This is a genomic window from Nitrospira calida, assembly GCF_976986435.1.
Map to the genome: position 1 here is coordinate 3,083,366 of NZ_OZ335950.1, position 20,639 is coordinate 3,104,004.

General features: G+C 61.0%; 22 protein-coding genes and 2 tRNA genes. 7 read left to right on the plus strand and 17 right to left on the minus strand.

The window, feature by feature from the left end; genetic code table 11:
* Nucleotides 1–196 precede the first annotated feature (196 nt).
* A complete protein-coding gene (locus ACWHTU_RS14990; RefSeq protein WP_447860192.1) occupies nucleotides 197–580 on the minus strand; it encodes a hypothetical protein in 384 nt (127 codons plus the stop codon).
* Between the two features lie 156 nt (nucleotides 581–736).
* On the opposite strand from ACWHTU_RS14990, the gene ACWHTU_RS14995 reads away from it, so the two are divergent.
* A complete protein-coding gene (locus tag ACWHTU_RS14995) occupies nucleotides 737–1,093 on the plus strand; it encodes a PilZ domain-containing protein (protein ID WP_447860193.1) in 357 nt (118 codons plus the stop codon).
* Between the two features lie 117 nt (nucleotides 1,094–1,210).
* On the plus strand, nucleotides 1,211–1,534 hold the full coding sequence (locus tag ACWHTU_RS15000; protein WP_447860194.1) for a PilZ domain-containing protein: 324 nt from the start codon (nucleotides 1,211–1,213) through the stop codon (nucleotides 1,532–1,534).
* Nucleotides 1,535–1,722: 188 nt separating this feature from the next.
* Here the strand turns inward: ACWHTU_RS15000 and ACWHTU_RS15005 are convergent, their stop codons facing one another.
* The 3 genes from ACWHTU_RS15005 to ACWHTU_RS15015 form a co-directional block, all read right to left on the minus strand.
* A complete protein-coding gene (locus ACWHTU_RS15005) occupies nucleotides 1,723–2,037 on the minus strand; it encodes a response regulator (RefSeq protein ID WP_447860195.1) in 315 nt (104 codons plus the stop codon).
* 260 nt (nucleotides 2,038–2,297) lie between these two features.
* Nucleotides 2,298–2,373, minus strand: a tRNA-Lys gene (locus tag ACWHTU_RS15010).
* A gap of 93 nt (nucleotides 2,374–2,466) precedes the next feature.
* Nucleotides 2,467–3,780, minus strand: coding sequence for an adenylosuccinate synthase (locus ACWHTU_RS15015; RefSeq protein WP_447860197.1), 1,314 nt, complete (start codon nucleotides 3,778–3,780; stop codon nucleotides 2,467–2,469).
* Nucleotides 3,781–4,083: 303 nt separating this feature from the next.
* Here ACWHTU_RS15015 and ACWHTU_RS15020 point away from each other — a divergent pair.
* Both ACWHTU_RS15020 and ACWHTU_RS15025 read left to right on the plus strand, forming a co-directional pair.
* A tRNA-Ala gene (locus ACWHTU_RS15020) sits at nucleotides 4,084–4,159 on the plus strand.
* 165 nt (nucleotides 4,160–4,324) lie between these two features.
* Entirely contained in the window at nucleotides 4,325–6,154 is a 1,830-nt protein-coding gene (locus tag ACWHTU_RS15025; RefSeq protein WP_447860198.1) for an ABC-F family ATP-binding cassette domain-containing protein, read from the plus strand.
* Between the two features lie 2 nt (nucleotides 6,155–6,156).
* Here ACWHTU_RS15025 and ACWHTU_RS15030 read toward each other — a convergent pair whose 3' ends face one another.
* Nucleotides 6,157–6,522 carry a PilZ domain-containing protein gene (locus ACWHTU_RS15030; RefSeq protein ID WP_447860199.1) on the minus strand — a complete coding sequence of 122 codons (366 nt, stop codon included), beginning with the start codon at nucleotides 6,520–6,522 and terminating at the stop codon, nucleotides 6,157–6,159.
* 73 nt (nucleotides 6,523–6,595) lie between these two features.
* Nucleotides 6,596–7,888, minus strand: coding sequence for a replication-associated recombination protein A (locus ACWHTU_RS15035; RefSeq protein WP_447860200.1), 1,293 nt, complete (start codon nucleotides 7,886–7,888; stop codon nucleotides 6,596–6,598).
* 170 nt (nucleotides 7,889–8,058) lie between these two features.
* Here ACWHTU_RS15035 and ACWHTU_RS15040 point away from each other — a divergent pair, with 170 nt between their 5' ends.
* Nucleotides 8,059–8,862, plus strand: a complete 804-nt coding sequence (locus tag ACWHTU_RS15040; RefSeq protein WP_447860201.1) for an alpha/beta fold hydrolase — start codon at nucleotides 8,059–8,061, stop codon at nucleotides 8,860–8,862.
* 41 nt (nucleotides 8,863–8,903) lie between these two features.
* On the opposite strand, the gene folE is transcribed toward ACWHTU_RS15040, so the two are convergent.
* From folE to ACWHTU_RS15085, 9 genes are all read right to left on the minus strand, one after another.
* Nucleotides 8,904–9,551 (minus strand): GTP cyclohydrolase I FolE, encoded by a 648-nt coding sequence (gene folE / locus ACWHTU_RS15045; RefSeq protein WP_447860202.1) that lies wholly within the window; start codon nucleotides 9,549–9,551, stop codon nucleotides 8,904–8,906.
* Nucleotides 9,544–9,993 carry a 6-carboxytetrahydropterin synthase gene (locus tag ACWHTU_RS15050; protein ID WP_447860203.1) on the minus strand — a complete coding sequence of 150 codons (450 nt, stop codon included), beginning with the start codon at nucleotides 9,991–9,993 and terminating at the stop codon, nucleotides 9,544–9,546. The genes folE and ACWHTU_RS15050 overlap by 8 nt, the downstream gene beginning before the upstream one ends.
* A gap of 159 nt (nucleotides 9,994–10,152) precedes the next feature.
* The gene (gene erpA / locus ACWHTU_RS15055) at nucleotides 10,153–10,473 is read right to left on the minus strand and encodes an iron-sulfur cluster insertion protein ErpA (protein WP_447860204.1); all 321 of its coding nucleotides are present in this window, start codon (nucleotides 10,471–10,473) and stop codon (nucleotides 10,153–10,155) included.
* 48 nt (nucleotides 10,474–10,521) lie between these two features.
* Nucleotides 10,522–10,881 (minus strand): 2Fe-2S iron-sulfur cluster-binding protein, encoded by a 360-nt coding sequence (locus ACWHTU_RS15060; protein WP_447860205.1) that lies wholly within the window; start codon nucleotides 10,879–10,881, stop codon nucleotides 10,522–10,524.
* Nucleotides 10,882–10,893: 12 nt separating this feature from the next.
* A complete protein-coding gene (nuoF, locus tag ACWHTU_RS15065; protein ID WP_447860206.1) occupies nucleotides 10,894–12,195 on the minus strand; it encodes an NADH-quinone oxidoreductase subunit NuoF in 1,302 nt (433 codons plus the stop codon).
* 300 nt (nucleotides 12,196–12,495) lie between these two features.
* Nucleotides 12,496–13,089: a urate hydroxylase PuuD gene (locus tag ACWHTU_RS15070; protein WP_447860207.1), complete on the minus strand. Its 594-nt coding sequence runs from the start codon at nucleotides 13,087–13,089 to the stop codon at nucleotides 12,496–12,498.
* 165 nt (nucleotides 13,090–13,254) lie between these two features.
* Nucleotides 13,255–14,193 carry a malate dehydrogenase gene (mdh, locus tag ACWHTU_RS15075; RefSeq protein ID WP_447860208.1) on the minus strand — a complete coding sequence of 313 codons (939 nt, stop codon included), beginning with the start codon at nucleotides 14,191–14,193 and terminating at the stop codon, nucleotides 13,255–13,257.
* Between the two features lie 89 nt (nucleotides 14,194–14,282).
* Nucleotides 14,283–14,678: a hypothetical protein gene (locus tag ACWHTU_RS15080; protein ID WP_447860209.1), complete on the minus strand. Its 396-nt coding sequence runs from the start codon at nucleotides 14,676–14,678 to the stop codon at nucleotides 14,283–14,285.
* Nucleotides 14,679–14,739: 61 nt separating this feature from the next.
* On the minus strand, nucleotides 14,740–17,826 hold the full coding sequence (locus ACWHTU_RS15085; protein WP_447860210.1) for a hypothetical protein: 3,087 nt from the start codon (nucleotides 17,824–17,826) through the stop codon (nucleotides 14,740–14,742).
* 177 nt (nucleotides 17,827–18,003) lie between these two features.
* On the opposite strand from ACWHTU_RS15085, the gene ACWHTU_RS15090 reads away from it, so the two are divergent.
* Together ACWHTU_RS15090 and ACWHTU_RS15095 are read left to right on the plus strand one after the other, a co-directional pair.
* Entirely contained in the window at nucleotides 18,004–18,453 is a 450-nt protein-coding gene (locus tag ACWHTU_RS15090) for a ferredoxin-thioredoxin reductase catalytic domain-containing protein (RefSeq protein ID WP_447860211.1), read from the plus strand.
* The gene (locus ACWHTU_RS15095) at nucleotides 18,450–19,769 is read left to right on the plus strand and encodes a M28 family peptidase (protein ID WP_447860212.1); all 1,320 of its coding nucleotides are present in this window, start codon (nucleotides 18,450–18,452) and stop codon (nucleotides 19,767–19,769) included. The genes ACWHTU_RS15090 and ACWHTU_RS15095 overlap by 4 nt, the downstream gene beginning before the upstream one ends.
* 42 nt (nucleotides 19,770–19,811) lie before the next feature.
* On the opposite strand, the gene ACWHTU_RS15100 is transcribed toward ACWHTU_RS15095, so the two are convergent.
* Both ACWHTU_RS15100 and ACWHTU_RS15105 read right to left on the minus strand, forming a co-directional pair.
* Complete coding sequence (locus tag ACWHTU_RS15100) at nucleotides 19,812–20,279, minus strand: glycine zipper family protein (RefSeq protein ID WP_447860213.1); 468 nt, start codon at nucleotides 20,277–20,279, stop codon at nucleotides 19,812–19,814.
* Nucleotides 20,276–20,599 (minus strand): DUF167 domain-containing protein, encoded by a 324-nt coding sequence (locus ACWHTU_RS15105; protein WP_447860214.1) that lies wholly within the window; start codon nucleotides 20,597–20,599, stop codon nucleotides 20,276–20,278. Before ACWHTU_RS15105 ends, ACWHTU_RS15100 begins: the two co-directional genes overlap by 4 nt.
* Between the last annotated feature and the right edge of the window lie 40 nt (nucleotides 20,600–20,639).

Sequence of the window (20,639 nt, forward strand, 5' to 3'; positions counted from 1 at the left end):
GCCGGCCTGGCCGAATTGATTTAGCGCCGGCGAAACGCATTGGATGAACCGCACCGAAGGCCCTTGTCCGGGAAGACCTATCCAAACTTCAACACCTCACGGCGTTGGCGGAAAGCAGTTTCAGGGGCTATGCGGCGACCGGTCAGCGGGTCTTCTGGGACCCGCTCCTCAAATGCGGAAGAACAGCTCAGACCGATCATTGAGCACTTACTGGACATCCTTCTCGCCGTCGCTGCAGCATCGAATGCGAACGCCCGGCCTCTGGCTGCTCGATCATCTGCGGCACAGGCGATGGTTGGCTGCTCAGGTTGACGCTAGTCTTCCATCCGAGGCCATCTCTTCCTTGCAGCGAGGAGATGCGGTGGCCCTTCTCCTCGCGATCGAGAACGCCTTGCGCGAGCTTGAATCCAGAACCGCTCACAAGTGTCTGGGCGCCGAATTGGAAGACGAGGAGTTCCAGCGTCAGATGCTGCGAGGTCTGTTGTTCGCTGAGTGCGACATCATCGTGGCGAGCGTGGTTACCGGCGGCCTCCTCTTGTTGCTGTTTCGACGGTTTTTCCCATACCCCTGTCTGCCGCATGGCTCAACGGGACAGCACGGTCGGTCATGTCGCGTCCTAGACACGACCGCCGGCCGGGTTGATTCTCCAATTTGTTCGGTCTCCCGCATGTCGAGCTTGACTTACCGGAAAACCCGCCCTAGCTTAGGGGTCCAAGCACGGTCGCGAGCAGGACCTATGTCGAAAGATACCTACTCGACTGGAGAGCGGTCCCGGGAAGGGCGCCAGACCCTGAGAATCCCGATCCGAATCCCCGCTATTTTTTCGAGCGGATATGGCCTGGGTGAAGGAACGGTCGTCAATATTTCCACGCCCGGCTGTGCGATCGAGAGCGAGAAAGCCTTACGGGTCGGCGACTATGTTCGTCTCAACGTTTATCTCCCTGACGAACGCCTGTTGCGGAACGTCCGCGCCGCTGTCCGGTGGGCCAAGGGACGGCGATTCGGCGTGGAATTTTTACGCCTCTCAGAAAAGGAACAGGCCTGTTTGTCCCGCTTGGTCTCGGATCATACCGGCGACAAAAGTCGCTCTTAACCGTGCGTCCCGCCTGCTCCCGTCCCGCCCGGTTCAGATTCTGGGAAAGAGCTTGATCGCCCATTCGACAACGGCCAGAATAGTACCAGCTGGTTTCATCCCGGCCATGAGACGGACATGATTCTGCGAAAAGAACAGCGATTTCCGGTCTCGTTTCACGCAGTCTTGACCAGCATCAAGGCGCATGAACATGCCGGGATGGTTCTGGATCTCTCATCAAGCGGATGTCGAGTGAACAGCCGTCTGTCCGTGTTTACGGGCATGCAACTCGGATTGCGCCTTCATCTGCCGGGACAGGACCCTCCTATTCGTGTCGACCGAGGGACGGTCCGCTGGTGCCGTGGAGAGGAATTCGGCGTGCAATTCACGGAGATAACCTCTCATGAGAACAGCCGGCTTCGGGCGGCCGTCCAAGCCCTGAAGAATTCCCTCCGAACTTAATCCTTTCCGTTTTGCCTGAATTCCAGATCGATGCCGCTTCGCCGATGCTCAGCGACTGGCCCTATGTTGCGAGGAATCCGGGGGACCCGGGGTTGGCCCATCGGGCGAGTGCGCCGGACCGTCGCATCAGAGCCCTTCTCGGCTCCGCTAACGATCGGAAGTCCGTAAAACCTCACGGACTTTGCGCACTAGCTCTGCGCCGGTGAATGGCTTCGGGAGGAAGGCACCTGAGATTCCTCAGCAAAGGCGCCTTTCACGATATCGTTTTCGGACAAATAGAGGATACGTGTCTTCGGACTCAGGGCATGAACCTTAGTGGCGAGTTCCAGACCGTTCATGGCCGGCATGAGCATGTCCGTCATCAGCAGATGAACCCGACCGCGATGTTGCTGGAAAAATAGGCCATCTCTCCATTCGTCTTTCTTGGCGAGCAGCACCGCATAGCCCAGCGGCGAAAGCGTGTTAAAGACGAGCGTCCGGATCTCGGGTTCGTCGTCAACCACCAGGAGTGCGCCAGACTCTGACGAAGTGGGGTGCATAAGCCGGTTTTACCGCTCTGCCGCGATGGCCGGTTCTCCCAACCCTCCAAGTTTTCCCGTTCGCTTCTTCCGCGGGCCAGCCAGACTCCCGCTCACCCCTCTCTTTCTCTCTTACTCTTACCATGTGCGTCGCCGAGGTCAAGCAGATGAGCGGCTTGCAACAGTTGGCCAGAAGGCGGCTGGAAGTTGAAACGATCCCTGTGGCGAGCAGAAGTCGTTGAAACTGGTGAGCCGCCTGGGACTCGAACCCAGGGCCCTCGCCTTAAAAGGGCGATGCTCTACCGACTGAGCTAGCGGCTCACCTGTTGGAAACGTTCGCCGTTATCCGCCACCGGGCACTCACGCCATCGAAGGGCGGTGCGGCTGCATCTGACCAGTAACGGATCAACGGGACTAGCACTGCCGTTTCCGGCTTCGGACGGTTAACGGATTGCGGAGAATGATCGTCTGGTCTCGCTTAGAGCCGGTGGAGATGATGTCAATCGGACAGCCTGCCAGCTCCTCCACCCGATTCAAATAGCGCTTGGCCTCTGCCGGCAACTTCTTATAACTCGTCATACCAGTAGTGGGACTGCTCCAACCACGAAGAGTTTCATAAACTGGTTGGCACTCCGTCAAGACCTGCAGATCAGCCGGCATCTCACGATACAACCTGCCCTCATGCCTATAACCCGTACATACCCTCAACTCCTTACACCCATCCAGCACGTCGAGCTTGGTCACCGCCAAAGAGGCAAGGCCGTTGACTTTGGTCGCGTATCGGACCAAGACACCATCAAACCATCCGCACCGGCGCGGCCGCCCGGTTGTCGCGCCAAACTCCTTGCCCCGCTCTTGCAACCCAGACCCGACAGCATCCGTCAGCTCGGTCGGGAACGGTCCGCTCCCGACACGCGTCGTATAGGCTTTGGTGACCCCGAGAACGGCATCGATCTTCGTCGGTCCGACACCCGTGCCGGTGCAGGCGCCGCCCGCCACAGCGCTGGACGAAGTGACGTAGGGATAGGTGCCGAAGTCGACATCGAGATGCGTTCCCTGAGCGCCTTCAAACAACACGGTGCGTTTCTCGTCGATCGCCTTGTTCAGAAGCGTGACTGTATCGGCGATGTAGCCTTTCAGCCGTTCTGCATAGCCCATGTATTGTTGGAACACCTTCTCGAGTTGAAAACCGTCAACCTTGTAGAGTCGTTCGAGAAACCAGTTGATTTCGACCAGGTTTTCCTCCAGCTTGCGCCGGAACAGCGAAGGATTCAACAGGTCTCCCACCCGGATGCCGATGCGGGCCATTTTATCCGCGTACGAGGGCCCGATTCCCCTTCCCGTGGTCCCGATGCGCCGTGAGCCTCTCGATTGTTCCGAGGCCTTTTCAATGGCCTTATGATAGGGCAGGATCAAATGGGCCCGCTGGCTGATCACAAAATTCTTGCCGATTTTGACGCCCTTGGCCTGAAGTCGATCCATCTCCGCGATCAGCGCCTCCGGATCAACCACCACCCCGTTGCCGATGATGCACAGCGTTCCTCGGTAGAGGATACCGGAAGGAATCAAATGAAAGACAAACGTGGCCCGCTGGTTGACGACGGTATGGCCGGCATTGGATCCCCCCTGGTACCGCACCACAACGTCGGCGTCGCGAGCCAGGATGTCCACAATCTTGCCCTTGCCCTCATCTCCCCATTGGGTTCCGACGACAACCAGATTACCCATCCTCCCACCGGCTTGCGTTCTGTTTCTCGAAAAAAGAGCCCTGACCCACAAGATCAGAGCCAAAAGCGGCTCATCCTATGGACGCTCCTCCTCGTTTGTCAAGCTGCGTGCACACGGCTGCTTTCGCACAACCGGCATGAAGTTGAAGCGTGACGATGCGTCCGGCTCTCTCGCGGCGCATGTCTGACAGCCTCGTTCCTCGCTCTCCCTTTCCTTGACTGCCCCGAAACCGCGTGTTAGCATGCGCCCGTCTTTCACGTCACTCGGAACTTATCACTCACAAACTCGGCACTGAGAAGGGGTGGGGCTGTGGCGCAGTTGGGAGCGCGCGTGAATGGCATTCACGAGGTCGCCGGTTCAATCCCGGCCAGCTCCACCAAACCGCGCTGGCTTCTCCCGTTGGCCGCTCTTCGGTTGCTCCTGGTGTCGACGGATCAGACCCTTCATTGCGATTGTTTTGCGCGCCAACCAACGTCCGGTTGAGCCAGAACTCACCAGACTCTATCGTCGTTGCTGTGCAGGAAAGACCCGCCCTGTTTGATTCATGCTCCAGATCGAGTGTGTCAGCAAGCAATATGCCGCAAAGATCCTGCTGAAGGACGCGTCAGCGCACCTGCGGCCTGGCACGCGGGTCGGTTTAGTCGGCCCGAATGGAGTCGGGAAAACCACGCTCTTCCGGATGATCCTTGGAGAGGATTCTCCGGACAAGGGCGTCATTCGCAGGCGACCGCGATTACGGATTGGATACCTGCCGCAGGACCTCGAAACGATCGCGGGCAAAACGGTCTTGGACGCCGCTCACCACGACCACTATCCCGAGTACGAGGCCAAGCGCATCTTGTCCGGACTCGGTTTCGGGGAGGCGGACTTCAACCGGCCGGTCGAAGCCCTCTCGGGCGGGTATCGCATGCGCGTCGCGCTAGCGCATCTCTTGTTGTCGAATCCCGACGTCCTGCTGCTCGACGAGCCGACCAACCATCTCGACAAACCGACGCAAGCATGGTTCGAAAGCTTTCTGTTGCGCACAAGGATGACCATTCTGGTCATCAGCCACGACACCGGATTCCTAGACCGGATCGCGACGCATATCTGGGAGATCCGCCACCACACGATCCAGGAGTACCGCGGCAACTATACCGCGTTCCGCGAACAGCGGGCGGCACACGACGCCCAACGGGAGTCTTCAGCTAAACGGCAAGAGAAGGAGATCGCCCGCGTCCGGAAATTCATCGACCGCTTCCGCTACCAGGCCAACAAAGCCAGCCAGGTGCAGTCCCGCATCAAGCAACTGGAAAAGATCAAACTGATCGAGCGGACGCGCGACCCCAAGCGTGTGCGCTTCACCTTCCCCGTCCCCCCGGCGAGCGGTCGGCAGGTCCTCGAACTGAAAGGGGTCGCAAAGAGTTACGGAGCCAAGGTGGTCTATGAGTCGCTCGACTTCTCCGTCGAGCGCGGAGAGCGAGTGGCGCTGGTCGGCGAGAATGGAGCGGGCAAAAGCACTCTGCTCAAAATATTGGCCGGGGTCCTGCCGTTCGACAAGGGCGCCAGAACCGTCGGACACGGTGTGACGTTGCATTATTTCGCACAGCATCAGGCCGAGGCGCTCAACCCGGAGCATACCGTTCTCGACTCATTGGCCGAGGTCTCGAAGCAAGCCGAGATGAATTTCTTGCGCGGGATTGCGGGTGCGTTCTTGTTCTCTGGTCCTGACCAGAAGAAGCCCGTCAAGGCGCTGAGCGGCGGCGAGCGCAACCGTGTTGCCCTCGCGCGGATGCTCGTCGAGCCGGCCAACACATTGTTGTTGGACGAACCGACAAACCACTTAGATCCGGCCTCGGTGGACGTGCTGACCGACGCGCTCGCGGAGTTCCCCGGCACCATCATCTTCATCTCCCATGACCCGACATTCCTGACACGCATTGCGACGCGCGTGGTGGAGATCGAAGACGGTCAAGCGAAGAACTATTTCGGCGACTACGAGTACTACCTCTGGAAAAAAGCGCAGGAACTGGAGTCGATCAAGGAAACGCGCGAGGAACTCGAAGCGCAGGATACAGGACCGCGTGGAGCGGCCACTCTCACGGCATCCCCGGCGTCGAAATCCAACGCCAGGGACCGGCGTGAGCTGTCCAAGATTCAGGCGAGACTGGAAAAGCAGGTTGCGCGCGCGGAGGCTGAGATCGCCGAGATCGAGCGGAAGATCCGGGCACGCGATCAGGAACTCGCCGATCCAGCCCTCTATCAGGATTTCGCTAGATGGCACGCTCTTCACCTAGAACAGGAAACCTGGAAGAAGAATCTGGAGCGACTGACGGCTCGGTGGGAACACTTGGCGGAGGAACTCAACAGCGTCAAACAGTCGCTGGAGGCATAAGGCTACGGCGCTTCCTTGAGGGTTTCTTCCAGGTAGTAGTACAGCCAGCGGTTCTTCTCTTTCGTCACCAGTTCATCCCACACGACACCGATCAAAAAGCCTCTTTCCCACGGCTTGACCCACGCCACGCTTCCGGAGAGCTTCTCCTGCTGCTCCACTCCCTCAGGGTCCAGAAACGCCAAGGAGACGGTCACTTTCTCATTGACCGGCAATTTTTCCTTGGCATGCAGGCCGGCGCCGATCTTGTTGACATTGTCCAGGACAGCAGTGACCCCTTTGCTTCCGCTCTTGGGCATGATGTGGGCGGACCCCACCAGCGTGGCCCGTACGTATTTCCGACGCTCATTGGGCGTTGCGACCGATCCCATGCCCGCATCCCCGGCGTTGCCCTTAAGTATAACCGAACAGGATCGTTTGTCCACAATCAATTTCGGGCCGCGGTCACAGCGTTTTGGGCCGATAGTAGCGCCTGCCGCTGAGCCGCTCTGGCAGATGGGTCTGCTCGTCTTTCGCCATGGGGTCCTCATGCGCGTACCGATATCCCTGCCCATACCCGAGATCCCGCATCAGCGAGGTCACCGCGTTCCGCAAGTGGAGGGGAACGCCTAAGTTGCCGAACTCGCGTGCGTCTCGAAGCGCTTCGAGCAGGCCGACATACGAGGCATTGTCCTTCGGGCAGGAAGCCAGGTAAGCGGTCCCCTGGGCCAGGTTGATCTGGGCTTCCGGCAATCCGACGAACTCGACGGCCTGGAAGACTGCGGTGGCGACCACCAGGGCAAGCGGGTTGGCGTTGCCGATGTCCTCCGAGGCGAAAATGACCAGGCGCCGGGCAATAAACTTGGGATCTTCACCTCCTTCCAGCATTCGCGCCAACCAGTAGAGGGCTCCATCAGGGTCCGAATCCCGCAAGCTTTTGATGAAGGCCGAGATCAGATTGTAGTGTTCTTCCGCGGACTTATCGTAACGGAGCGATTTCTTCAGCACCGCCGCCTCCAATACCCGCTCATCGAGCAGTCGACGTCCGTCCCGGCCGGCCGGCGTTTGGGTCGCCACGAATTCCAGCGCCGTGAGCAAGGCCCGAGCGTCGCCGTTTCCGAACCCGATCAATCGGCGCTTGGCTTCCGGCGTCATGTCGATCCGGAGCGTTCCGAGACCCTGTTCCTTGTCCGCCAGGGCCCGTTCCAGGATCCGGCTCATCGCGTCATCCGACAGCGGTTTGAGGACGACAACCAGGGAGCGCGAAAGCAGAGGGGCGATCACTTCGAACGACGGGTTCTCCGTGGTTGCGCCGACCAGAACGATTGTCCCCCGCTCCACGTGCGGAAGAAAGGCATCCTGCTGGGCCTTGTTGAAGCGATGAATTTCATCGACGAACAGAATCGTGCGCCGGCCGTGAAGCGCGCGCCGTTGCTCGGCGCCGCGGATGATGTCGCGCAATTCCGGAATCCCCCCAGTGACGGCGGAAAATGGCACGAATTCCGCCTTCGTGTGCCGCGCGACGAGATGCGCAAGCGTGGTTTTTCCGGACCCAGGCGGCCCCCAGAAAATGACCGACGAGAGATGATCCGTTTCGATCGCACGCCGCAGCGGCCGATCAGGCGCCACGATCTCCTCCTGACCGACGAAGTCCGAAAAGCTTTGCGGGCGCATACGCTCAGCGAGAGGGACCTGCTTGGCCTTCCGCTCGCCCGGACTCGAAAAGAGATTGCCTTCGTACTGTCGTGGATCGGCCATAGGCTCACGCGATGCGCGACGGGATTGTATACCGCCGGACGCACACCCGTAAATGGCGCGCACAGTCTCACAACCTTTGGACGGTTGGAGCCCCTTGACGAATTGGCCTTCTCTTGATAGGGGAACACTGCATAAACGCAACCATTCGTGACCGACGTAGGAGCGGGCCAATGATTGTTGAAGTCAACGGTGTTCGTCTCGCCTATGATGACCGAGGCGCGGGGACACCCATTGTATTCCTTCATGCCTTCCCCTTGAACCGGACCATGTGGGCGGCTCAAGAGAGCACCCTGTCGCAGCGGTTTCGGGTCATCACCGTGGACTTGCGTGGACACGGCGAATCGGACGCCCCGCTGTGGCGTTATACGTTGGACCAGTATGCGGACGATGTGAATGCGCTCTTGGACCACCTCTCGATCCAACGGGCGGTCATGGCCGGGTTGTCGATGGGAGGGTATGTCCTGTTTGCCATGTATCGCCGCCATAGCGACCGCATTCGCGGGTTGATCTTCGCGGATACCCGGGCCGAAGCCGACCAGCCGGCCCAAGCGACCTGGCGGTTCAATTTGGCACAGAAGGTCCACCAGGAAGGACCAAAGGCGGTCGCCGACGAGATGGTTCCCAAACTCCTTTCCCCGTCCACTATGCAGAAGAACCCCGCCTTGGTCGAGCGGGTGCGGGCCATTATCTTGAGTACACCGATCAGCGGAATTGTCGGCGATCTCATGGCCATCGCGGAACGACCCGATTCGACGCCGCTTCTGAAGACGATCACCCTCCCGACCCTGGTTCTGGTCGGCGATCAAGACAGGCTGACCACGCCGGAAGAGAACCGATGCCTCGCCGATGGCATCCCCGGTGCTCGGCTGGAGATCATTCCCGGCGCCGGCCACCTCAGTAACATGGAGCAACCGGAACTCTTCAATCAAGCGGTGAGCGCGTTTATGGAAAGCATCGAGGGAGAGAAAGTTTGAATTCGCGGTGCGCCGATTCGGCATCGATCACGCAACGCCGCTTAATCCGGATCTCCGACGCTACCCCGCCGAATCAGCTTGAGGAATTCGTCCCGCGTCTGTTGCTGGCTTCTGAACACCCCTAGCATGGAACTGGTTACCGCGATGGTGTTCTGCTTCTCGACGCCGCGCATCATCATACAGAGGTGGCGGGCCTCGATCACGACCCCGACGCCGTGGGCGTTTAGTTTCGACTGCAGGGTCTCCGCAATCTGGACCGTTAACCGTTCCTGCACCTGGAGCCGCCGGCTGAAGGCGTCCACCACGCGCGGGATTTTGCTCAGCCCGACCACTTTCTTGTTGGGGATATACCCAACGTGGCACTTGCCGAAGAACGGCAGCAGATGGTGCTCGCAGAGACTGAAGAAGTCGATATCCTTCACAATCACCATCTCGTCGTAGTCGATCGGGAACAGGGCGCCGTTGAGCAATCGCTCGATGTCCTGCTGATAGCCCTGGGTCATGAACCGCAGGGCCTTCGCCACACGTTCGGGCGTTTTGAGGAGCCCGTTCCTCCTCGGTTGCTCGCCGAGCATGGCCAAGAGATCGGCGATCAGGACCTGGAGGTCCTCGACCTCGGCTGGACGGCCGTCGGCGCGAACGACCCGGTGGCGCCCCGCTCGTTTCGCTGTCGACAGACGATCACCCATGAGACGCTCCATCTATCGTCACTCGGCACGGGCTCGATCCGGCATATTCGAAATAGTTGTCGCGGGTTTCGATCACCCCAACTTTCTCAAGCCGGCCTCGCGGGATACGCGCGACGAGGAGATCCCAAATTAGCATGGCCAGATTTTCGCCGGTCGTGGTTCGGCCGGCGAAACCGGGGTCCTGATTCAAATCCCGGTGGTCGAAACGCTTCACGATCGCGTCGTCCACTAGGCGGTCCAACTCCCGCAGATCGATCACGCTGCCGCTCCGAGGATCGATCTCGCCCGTCACCGTGACCAGCACCACGTAGTTATGCCCGTGGCCGTTGGGGTTATTGCACTTCCCGAACACGGCCCAGTTCTCCTCCTCGGAGAGCTGCTCGGTGTGCAGCCGATGCTGTGCGCAGAACCGATACCGCCGTGTGACGCTGACCCGATCCATGATTTCAAGCTGCTCGAAGACAGCCCCGGACGATCGTTCGGAGGACAAAACGAATCGGGCCGGAATTGCGCTTCCTGCGGAAAGGCAACTCCGGCCCCTCGCTCGACTTCATCCGCGCTGCGGAGCTTTCGTCCGAAGGCTGAAAGCTGATGACCCTGTTTAGGCGCTGAACGAGCTGCCGCACCCGCAGGTTGTCTTAGCCTGTGGATTTTTGATGGCGAAGCCAGACCCCTGCAGGCTGTCAACATAATCCACTTCCGCCCCGCTCAGCAGCGGCGCGCTCTGCGAATCCAGAATGACCTTCACGCCCCCCTTCTCGATGACCGTATCGTCATCGGACAGTTTGGATTCAAAAGCCATCCCGTACTGATACCCGTGACACCCACCGCCGCGGACGTAAATCCGCAGACCGACCGTATCCTTCTCTTCGGCCATTAGTTCCTTGATCTTCTGCTCGGCCACCGGCGTAATGGTGATCATTGTTTTCCTCCCTTCTTGACCTGTCCGTAGTCTATCACACCACTTCCCTTATGGAAGGCTGCACTCATGGTCGCTGGCCCGAGCGTCCCGTTCCGGAGACGACGGCGACTCCCATTTCGATTTCGGCACCCGCACGATCACATCGCCCAAGACCCGGGCCTGGCACCCGAGGCGATGCCACGGTTCCGACAACGCTTCCCGATCCAAAAGGTCTTGCTCGTCAAAATCGATCTCCGAGAGGTTTTCACCGCCCGCCTGCACCTCGACCCGGCAGGTCGTGCAGGAGGCGTTCCCTCCGCAGTCATGATTCAGAGGGAACCCGAGCCTCTGAGCCGCCTCCAGCAGCGTCACATTGGGTTCCACATCGCCGCTCTTTCCTTGAGGATGCAGGAACGTCACGCGCGGCATCGCCGGCTTTCCTCACGCACAAGAGTCGATCCCGGCCGCCATAGGACGATAAGGACACCGTCGCAGCCGGATATGCTCCTCGTATTCATGCCGGAACAACCGCAAGCTGCTCTGCACCAACACCGCTGCCCCGGTCACCAAGGTACAATACCCGGTCCCTTTCACGAATCCGCAGAGCTGCAACAGACTGTCGAGATCTTTCTGGGTCCCTTCGCCACGCTCCACTTTGTCGACCAGCGTCGCGAGATTAATCGTCCCCATGCGGCAAGGGGGGCACTGTCCGCAACTCTCGGTCTTAAAAAAATTGGAAAATTTCAGTGTCTGGGCCACCATGCAGGTCGCGTCGTCCACGACGATAACGCCGGCCGAGCCGAGTCCCGTTCCGGCTTTCTTGAGAGAATCGAAGTCCATCGGCAGATCCAGTTGGTCTTGCGTGACCATCGAGAACGCCGGGCCGCCTGGAAACACAGCTTTCACCTTCCTCCCGCCTGAGACCCCGCCTCCGCACTCCTCGATCAGTCGGCGGATCGTCGTCCCCATCGGCATCTCATACACACCCGGCCGGTTCACGGCTCCGCTGAGCGAGAACAGCATCGTGCCCGGACATTTTTCCGTACCCACCTGAGTAAACCAGTCGGCACCGTTTCGGAGAATGCGCGGAACATTGCAGAGCGTCTCCACGTTGTTCACCAGTGTCGGCTTGCCGTAAAGGCCGAAGTCGGTGGGATAAAACGGCGGCTTTTGCCGGGGCATCGCCGGTCGTCCTTGCATCGACTCCAACATGGCCGTCTCTTCCCCCGCAACATAGCTCCCATGACCGGCAAACAGTTCGATCTCGATATCGACGCCTTTGCCGAAGATGTTCTTGCCCACAAAGCCCCGCTCCTTGGCCTGAGCGAGGGCCTTTTTCAGGTTTTCATGCTCCTCGCGATACTCGTGATTGATATAAATGAACGAAGCCTTGGCGTTGACCGCGTATGACGCGATCAAACATCCCTCGAGCAATTGATGGGGAGCGTGTTGGAGGAGATACCGGTCCTTGAACGTTCCGGGCTCATGTTCCCCAGCGTTACAGACGAAATAGCGCTCCTTGACGCGGTGGTGAAGAACTTTGTCCCACTTGGTCCCGGTCGGGAAACCGGCGCCGCCCCGCCCGCGCAGTCCGGACCGTTTAATTTCACTGACAATGTCCTCCGGTTGCAGCTCGGTCACACACTTGCGCCAGGCCTCATACCCGCCGACTTTCAAATAGGGGTCGATCTTCCACGGTGGCCCGTCGAGTTGTTGCAGCACACGCGGTTCCACAACCGTCACCAGGTTTCTCCGGAAAAAGCCAGTGGAGGGACTAACTATACGGCCCGCTTACCTCGCTCGTCAAGCCAAGTTCCGGCGAATGGGCCAGATTCTCAAGGAGTTAGGGCCAAGGGGCCTAGATCCCGATGGGCATACCGGTCGTCCACGCGGCACCGGTTCTCCGGACGGCTGTCGTGGGATCCGCTACGACGTCTGAGCTTGTCAGGGGATTCCGCGCGAGGCCCGACGGCGGGAGGAACTGACAGCCGTGATTCGACCCTCCCCGCTCCCGGCCGCACAGCGGGGAGGGTCGCGCGGGACTTATTTGAGATGACTGGCAGCCGCCATGAAGAACAGCATCGGAATCGACAGCATCATATTGATGCGCGAGGCATAGAGCGCCTTCTTGGCTACAGCCGCCATTTCCGGAGGGGTCGGCTTGCCGGTCTCCGCGGACTCCTTCGTCCACTGGATGATCTTCTTCTGACAGGGCCAGATTATCGCATGGACATTCGTCATCATGATCAATCCCAGGAGACCGCCGATCCATATCGCCTTGTCGCCGGTGCCCTCAAGCGAGGGATGCAGGTAAAAGATCAACACCAACCCCGCCAACACGGTCACGGTCGCGCCGTGACGGAACCAATTCAGCGCGACCGGCATCAAGCGCGGAATCACGACCCCTTTTTGGCCGGCGTCCAGCGATTTCAGGAAGCCGGCATTGATGAAGTTGAAGAAATACAGAAGCCCGATCCACATGATGCCGGCCAGAAAATGGATCCAGCGGAAGATCTGCTCAAACCAGGCTCCGCCCTCCGGCATGCCAACCATCGCCAGCCATATGCCGACCAACACGATCGTCAGCGCGAATCCTGCGGCCATCGTTTGGTAAGGATTTTCGAGGAATGTCATCATGTCACCACCTTTCGGTTAACCGCTAAGCCGGAGTGTCTACTGCAAGCCGCGCCGCAATGTCAAGCATCCGGACCCGTCATTGCCACTGCTCGTTCATCGAGCGTCATCGGGAAGATCGACAAGACGTCACAACCGGCGATTGGCGCGTGACGGTTGATGATGCGTTCACGCCATCAGACGATCGACGACCGTGCAGAGGTCCCGCACAGCAGCCGCGGAGGCGTGCAGCGCCGCGCGTTCCTCGGCGGTCAGTTCGTATTCAACGATGGCTTCGGCTCCGTTTCGGCCGAGCTTGACCGGCACCCCGACCACCACATTGTGCAGGCCGTATTCGCCTTCACACAGCACGGCGCAGGGCAGGATGCGCTTTTGGTCCTTCAGAATCGCTTCGACCATTTCGACGACGGACGCCGACGGCGCATAATAGGCGCTGCCAGCCTTCAGCAAATTGACGATCTCGGCGCCGCCATCGCGCGTGCGTTGAATCAACGCGTCCCACCGCTCTTTGGGCAACTGCTCGGTGACCGGCCGTCCGGCCACCGTCGTATACCGCAGCAACGGCACCATCGTATCGCCGTGCCCGCCGAGGACCATCGCCTGCACGTCCGTTCCGGCGACGCCCAGTTCTTGGGCGATGAACGCCCGCAACCGCGCCGCGTCCAGCACGCCGGCCATGCCCAGGACGCGGCCTTTGGGAAATCCGCTGACCCGCCGAGCCACATGCACCATCACATCCAGCGGATTGGTGACCATGACCAGAATCGCGTCGGGAGACCGAGACGCAACCTCGCGCACGACCGATTGCACAATTTTGGCGTTGGTCGCCAGCAGTTCATCCCGGCTCATCCCGGGTCTGCGCGGAATACCCGAGGTGATCACAGCGAGGGAGGAGCCGACCGTTTCTTCATAGCCGTTGGTGCCGACGATGCGGGAACTGTAGCCGCACACCGGGCCTGCCTGGGTGAGGTCCAGCGCCTTGCCCTGAGGAACGCCTTCGACGATGTCTACCAGCACGATGTCGTAACAATTCTTCTCCGCCAGCCGTTGAGCGACCGTCCCTCCGACGTTCCCCGCCCCGACCACAGTAACCTTCGGCCTGCCCATGTCCCCTCCGGTCGAGTTCTGAGTGAAGAGCGCTGGGTTCCGAGTTGTTGGATCGCTCCAAGCACCCAGAACTCATCATTCAGAGATCCTCAGTGCTCGTGCCCCGTCCAGCCCCCGACTTTGAAATTGATCGTGCAAACGAAATTTTCGCCGTCGTAGAAGTTCACCTTGATCTTTTTCTTGCCGTATCTCTTGGCCAGAAAATCCTCCGGATGATCGATCAGTTCCTGATACGTGCCGGGCGCATACTCGTCCAATTCCACGAAGCTGACGATCATGCCGGTTTTCACCTCCTGCAGAATTTTGACCGAACACCGCGGATAAATTTCCCAGAACTTCGCGTCGATTTCTTCAGGGGTCGGTTCCGGCCGTTCCTCGCCGGGCTTGATGCCCCGGTTCGCAAACTTAGCCTGCCGCCGCACATAGGGATACTGGTGACCGGTAAACAGTTTGTAGAGCCAGGGCGGCACGCTTTGATTTGTCATCGCGCTTGGCAACGTGTTGGTGGTGAATAGCGGGAATCGCAATATCCCGAGTTCTTCGCTGCTAGCTCAATGTCAAGCGCCGATAGACCATCGGCAGCCGTTCGGGCAGCGTTTCCACGCGGTCGATGACCAGAAACCGCACGTCGCCGTACAGACGGCGCACGTAGTCATCGGCTTCCCGATCGACCGTAATGCAAAACGGTTCGACCCCGCGAAAGCGCGCTTCCCGGAGCGCCGCCTTGGTATCTTCCAGCGAGTAGTCGTCCCGGTAGCCGTCATCCAGTGGTCGGCCGTCGTTGAGGAGAACCAGCAGGCGGGTCTTGGCGGCTTGCGCCAGCAGCTTCCGCGTGGCATGCCGAATGGCCGCGCCGTCTCGATTCTGATGGAGCGGCGCGATCCCGCCGAGACGATACGCCGCCCGTCCGCCGATCGGCTCGCCGAATTCCTTAAGGACGAAGAACTCGACTTGAAACCGTCCGCGACCGGAATAGCCGTACACGGCATAGTGGTCGCCCACCGCCTCCAGCGCTTCGCACAGGAGCACGAGGCTTTCCTTCTCCACATCGATAATGCGACGCCCGTCCGAGAGTTGTCGGCTGGTCGACCCGCTCATGTCGATCAGAAACGCGGCGGCGACCCGCCGTTCTCGCTTTTCGCGTCGCACATAGAGGCGATCCGACGGTTCCACGCCCGCGGCGGCGTCGGCCCTGCTCCGCACCACCGCGTCCAGATCGACCTCGTCACCGTCCGACCGGCCGGGCACGCGCCGCAATCCCGGCGGTCGCAGGCTTTCAAAATAACGCCGCAGCAGTCTGATGCCCGCGCGATGGGCAGCCAGCGTCTCTTCGATGAAATCGGAGGGACCTTCGGCGGCCGCCCGCTCCACGACCTGACACCAATTCGTCCGATAGTCTTGAATCGCGGCGTCCCATTCATGATACCGAAACACGCGCGCGCCGGCCGCATGACCGCCCGCAAGCTCCCTCTGCTCGTTCTCGGCCAGCAGCCACTCCTCCAGCACGGTTGGCCAGACCTCGCCAGCCGTCAATCCTTCTCCAGTAGCTTCTCGGTGCGGCGCTTCCGCGGAGTGATCCCGTTTGACCGCCTCCGCCGGGCTGGCTGACCCGCCGATTCCGCCTCCTGCCGTTTCCAGGTCGCCTTCGGAGCCGCCCGGGGATCCAACCGATTCTTCGCCCGTCCGGCTTCGATCCCGTACTCGATCCGGATTCATGGCGCCCCGATAGGCCCAGTTGGTCACAGGCCGATAGTCGCCCGTGAGCTCTTCAGACGATCGCGGTCCCGCGCCCTGATTCGGCTCTTGGACGGATCCTCCACTGGCCTCGCGTTGAGAAGACGCGCCCACTATCTCCTCCAACAGCCCGTACACTTGATGCGCGACCCGGATGGCGTCCTCCGCCGTCGCTTCCGGCCTGAGCACGCGTTGGCAGAGCCGCCAGGCCCGCTCGACAATTTCCGCCACCGGATCGGGAATCCGCACGGTACCGGGTTCAGCGGTGGTGAGTAAGAGCAGCGCATCGACGACCAACTCGCGGACCGACAATCCGTGCCCGAGCGAGCGAGTCGTCGCCGCGTCACGGGCCAGGCGTGCGAGGTCACGGCTGAGTCCCGGATATTCCCGCCGCAGCAAATAGTCAACCCGGGCATCTTCCAAAATCGTCCACAAGTCCCGGATGAGCCCCGGCTGCGGATAAAGATTGAAGAACTGCCCAAGGGTCTGCACGACGGGCGCGACGGGCTTTCCCGACACGTCCTGCTCGCCTCGCGGGTCTCTCCCGGTTCGTCGACGGACTTCCTCAACCAGGTCGGCCAGCGTTTGGGCATTCAGATGATAGGTCCCAAATTCCAGATGCCCCGCCTCGTGCGCCGTCATCACATGATAGAGCCGGATATTCTCCTCCCGTGTCGGGTAGCGTCGCAGGATTGCCGGCAAGGCGATGCTGCGCCCATCGTCCCCCACAGTGGCGCGAACCGGTTCTTTGTCGGCTCCGCTGAATTCCGGCAAAGCACGGATTGTCACGTCGGTCCCGCAGAGCGCTTCCGCGAACAACTTGAGGGATCGGGCGACGAACCGAAGCGGCACCCCGCTCATCGCCTGCTCCGCCGAGGCCAGCGCCTTGACCGACTCCAGGGCGAAGTAGGCCTGCCCTCCTTCCACACTGTAGGCCAAGGTCTCCATGCCGGCTCTGAACCAGGTCTCGAATTTGCTCCCGGCGTCGGCAACATCGCCGATCAGCGCCGCCAATTCGGGCGCACGACGCAGATAGGCCAGCGCCGCTTCGGCATCCCGTTCCCCGACCAATGCGCCGTACCGCAAGACCCGCAGGCGCCAATCCAGGCCGGGCAGGCGTCGCATGATAGCCGGCGCTTCCGCCAAAAACGCGACCGCCGCATCGGGCGAGCGGTCGGCGAGCAGCGAACCGAGCGTAACCACGGCCTGTCGGACCGCATCGCCGTCGAGATCGCCAAGGATGGCCGGACTGGTCCGGAAGAATTCTAGCGTGCCCAGGTAGTCGGTCCTGCCGAGGCTGTTCTGCGCGACCAGCTTCATTCCGAAGACAGCCCACGCCCGGAGATCGTCGGGCCGGAGCACGCGGACGACCTGCGGGCTCTGCCGGATAAATTCGACCCCCACGACATAATCCACACGGGCCAACTCGGCGCCGATCTCGCCCCAGGCGCGCAACTGAGCCACCGGCAATATCCTCGTCAGTTCCGGCGCGACCCTGAACAATTCCAGCGTCACGTTCGGATCCTGTTCGGCCCACTCCAACGCGACCTCGAGCATCTGCGCGCGCTCGGAGTCCGATTCAACGGCGCAAAGCAACAGGGGACTTTCCTTGAAGTACTTCATCGCCGCTGCGCCGGAGGATCCGGCGATGGCGATCCCGAGATCCAGCCACGGCACGGCATGGGCGAGGCAGCCGCGACGCATCAGTTCGGGAAACGCTTCGATCGCGCACCGCGCGGACTTGGGGGAAACCTCTTCCAGTTCATCCAGCAGGATCAGAGCCGCCCGCACCGAATCGGGACGCCCGGCGGTCCTCGCGAGAGCCTCGACCAACTCGACGGCGGTCGCCCGGCCGAGGTGTTCGGTCAAGCGCGCAGTTAATTGTTCATTCGGTGCCATCTCGGCCGACTGCATGTGCGGGCACGAGCGGAAGAGCTTGCTGGACCGTCCCTCGCCCCTCACCTTCTTCACGAAGGGTCGGATTGTAAAGGAGGCCCTTTCGCTTGTAAACTGCGGGCTCACGCAGAGGTCGCCTTGCAAGCATCGGTTGGATGCGCCGGTGTTAGGAGAATCAGCATGTCCGAACCACGTCCAGAGAGTGTAGAGAAGATATGGAAGTTCGTGCGGGGATTCGCGGAAAAGAGCGGCACGACGTTTCATCCCAATCCCGCCGTGACCGAAGCGGTCGTCAAGGGTCTGGCCGCGCACGTGGACGAATTGGGAAGGCCGCTTTGCCCGTGCAATTTCTACCAGGACAAGCAAGCGGAGGCCAAGCTGCGGCGATGGATTTGCGCCTGTGACGAGATGCAGATCTACAAGTACTGTCACTGTCTGCTGTTCGTGCGGGAGGACGGCATGCCGATCACCGAGTACCTCCCGGAGGACCACGAAGGCCGGCAGGTCTACGGTCTGATCACCGACCCGACTCCGGATAAAGGTCGTGCGCTTCGTCATAGGGCGCACACACAGAGCGAGCCCGGCCGGGTGCAAGTGCCCGCCGCCATCGAGCCAGGGCCGACCCCTTGATCGACCAGCCCGTCCCTTCGCCACAGGGTGACATCCGGCGGCGACTGTGGCTCCCCATCTCGCTGCATCTCATCTTCGCCGGGTTCATTCCGTGCGGGTTCGCCATGGCCGCTGTCGATCCCAAGACCCTCCCCATCACCAGCGACCTCGCCAAACGGTTGAAAGCCCACGTCGACTTTCTGGCCGGCCCTGACCTCGCAGGACGCAAACCGGGCACCCCTGGCCATCGGAAGGCGGCCGCCTACATCGAAGCCCGATTCCAGGAAGCCGGGCTTGCCCCGTTGGCCTCGTTAAAGGGATACCGGCAATCAGTCTCGACGGCGCTGGGAGACAACCTCCTCGGCAGGCATCCTTCGACCCCGCCCGATCCGGCTTCGCGGTGGATTGTCATCGGGGCGCATTACGATCATTTGGGCGGCCGATACCTGGGCGCCGACGACAACGCGTCTGCGGTCGCGATCCTGATCGAAACCGCCCGAATTCTGCCGCCTCTCCGAGCGCATTGGGCGCTGTTCGCCGCGTTCAATACGGAAGAGCCGCCTTATATCCGCACATCGCTCATGGGATCGCAACACTTCGTCGACCACCTCCCGGCGGAGATCGGCGCACCGTCTGACATCCAAGCCGCGGTCATCATGGATCTCATGGGCGGGGTTCATTGGGAGCCCTTGCGAGAGACAATCTTTGCAGCGGGAGCGGAAAAGAGTCCGGAGCTGTACGCTCGCCTCAAACAGGCGAGCAGGCCCCAGGTGCGAGGCGCCAGGCTTGAGGCCGTGGCTTCGACCCTCTCGCCTCTCGTCTCCGGCCACCCACCCCTTACCGTGCTTCCCGTCGGCCTGCATCTGGTCGAAGAGATCCCACTGCTCGGTCAAGTCGCGTTCAGCGACTATGACGCATTCCGGAACGCCCGAGTCCCGTTCCTGTTTCTCTCGGCAGGCCGCACACCGCGTTATCACCAGCCGTCCGACTTGCCTGACACGCTGCACTACGAACGGATGGCCGCGACGGTGGCGTGGTTACAAGACCTCGTCCAATTGATCGATCAGGACCAAGGGCCATATGGATTCGACAATGATCGGCTGGTCTTCGGTGACGAACTGGCAAGCTTGCGGCCGTTGCTCGCTCTCGCCGCGGACGAGCAAAGCAAGATTCCTGGCACGTCCGCCCTCTCGCTCTGGAAATTGAAGCGGGACCTCGAATGGTTAGAACGGGTGAACCCCGACAAACCGTCCAAGGACGACATCGCGCGGCTGGAGCGGATCTCCATCCGCCTCCAATGCCTGCTAGCCGACTTCCCCGGCTGCTTTTTGTTGTGACCGCGCGAGGCTGAAAGAGTTTGTTGATGCGCACGACGCCGGCTACTCCCATCCGACGACCTCGTACCCCTTTTCCGTGAGACACCGCTCGATGAAGCGACGAGAGATCTGATTCCGTTCGCCGTCGCCCGTGAACACGCGCCACAGCCCGGTGATCAGGCCCCACACCGCCCCGCTTGCCGCACCGATGGCGGACCCGCTTCCCGCCACGCCGATCACTGCTCCTCCGACCGCGCCCCCGGCTGCCCCGATCCCGGCACCGACCGCTGTACTGCCGGCCACTTCCCCGACTTGACCGGTTCCCGGTTCGGCGCCTGCCGCCTTCGCCATTTGTTTGCACGCGGCCACGTCCCGTTCGGCCGCTTCCTGGCCGACGGCGGTGAAATGGGAATTGGGGTAAAGCACCGGGTGAGGACCAGAGCAACCGGCGAGACCGAAGATTGCGAAGGCGACCACCAGACCCGGACCTAGCCCGCATGAAAACCTGGTGCCGAACAGGCAGCGGTTCATGCCCGTTCTTTCTGCAGCGACGCCGACACCCCGAACGCTTGACACACGTTCACCGCGCTGACTCCTCTTAACAGAACGCGCTTGCGCCGCCCGGTCGCTCCGGAACCGATTTCGACAGCGCGCCTCGGGAGACCGAACGTCGCGGCGAGGAACCGGCACAGTTCTTCATTGGCTGCACCTTCGGCCGGCGGCGCGGCGACTCGGACCTTCAACGCCTCCCCGTGGAGCCCGACGTACTCGGTCCGCGCCGCCTTGGGCTGCACGTGCACGAAAAGAATCGCCCCGGCAGGGCTGTCTTGGACGATTGGGGGAGAACTCACCGGAATAGCAGCGTCGTTCCCTTGCCCCGCGCGCCACTCA

Coding starts and splice junctions, on each gene's coding strand:
- ACWHTU_RS14990 (WP_447860192.1), bottom strand. CDS start 580: ATGCGGCAGACAGGGGTATGGGAAAAACCGTCGAAACAGCAACAAGAG.
- ACWHTU_RS14995 (WP_447860193.1), top strand. CDS start 737: ATGTCGAAAGATACCTACTCGACTGGAGAGCGGTCCCGGGAAGGGCGC.
- ACWHTU_RS15000 (WP_447860194.1), top strand. CDS start 1,211: ATGATTCTGCGAAAAGAACAGCGATTTCCGGTCTCGTTTCACGCAGTC.
- ACWHTU_RS15015 (WP_447860197.1), bottom strand. CDS start 3,780: ATGGGTAATCTGGTTGTCGTCGGAACCCAATGGGGAGATGAGGGCAAG.
- ACWHTU_RS15025 (WP_447860198.1), top strand. CDS start 4,325: ATGCTCCAGATCGAGTGTGTCAGCAAGCAATATGCCGCAAAGATCCTG.
- ACWHTU_RS15030 (WP_447860199.1), bottom strand. CDS start 6,522: ATGGGATCGGTCGCAACGCCCAATGAGCGTCGGAAATACGTACGGGCC.
- ACWHTU_RS15035 (WP_447860200.1), bottom strand. CDS start 7,888: ATGGCCGATCCACGACAGTACGAAGGCAATCTCTTTTCGAGTCCGGGC.
- ACWHTU_RS15040 (WP_447860201.1), top strand. CDS start 8,059: ATGATTGTTGAAGTCAACGGTGTTCGTCTCGCCTATGATGACCGAGGC.
- folE (WP_447860202.1), bottom strand. CDS start 9,551: ATGGGTGATCGTCTGTCGACAGCGAAACGAGCGGGGCGCCACCGGGTC.
- ACWHTU_RS15050 (WP_447860203.1), bottom strand. CDS start 9,993: ATGGATCGGGTCAGCGTCACACGGCGGTATCGGTTCTGCGCACAGCAT.
- erpA (WP_447860204.1), bottom strand. CDS start 10,473: ATGATCACCATTACGCCGGTGGCCGAGCAGAAGATCAAGGAACTAATG.
- ACWHTU_RS15060 (WP_447860205.1), bottom strand. CDS start 10,881: ATGCCGCGCGTGACGTTCCTGCATCCTCAAGGAAAGAGCGGCGATGTG.
- ACWHTU_RS15070 (WP_447860207.1), bottom strand. CDS start 13,089: ATGATGACATTCCTCGAAAATCCTTACCAAACGATGGCCGCAGGATTC.
- mdh (WP_447860208.1), bottom strand. CDS start 14,193: ATGGGCAGGCCGAAGGTTACTGTGGTCGGGGCGGGGAACGTCGGAGGG.
- ACWHTU_RS15080 (WP_447860209.1), bottom strand. CDS start 14,678: ATGACAAATCAAAGCGTGCCGCCCTGGCTCTACAAACTGTTTACCGGT.
- ACWHTU_RS15085 (WP_447860210.1), bottom strand. CDS start 17,826: ATGGCACCGAATGAACAATTAACTGCGCGCTTGACCGAACACCTCGGC.
- ACWHTU_RS15090 (WP_447860211.1), top strand. CDS start 18,004: ATGTCCGAACCACGTCCAGAGAGTGTAGAGAAGATATGGAAGTTCGTG.
- ACWHTU_RS15100 (WP_447860213.1), bottom strand. CDS start 20,279: ATGAACCGCTGCCTGTTCGGCACCAGGTTTTCATGCGGGCTAGGTCCG.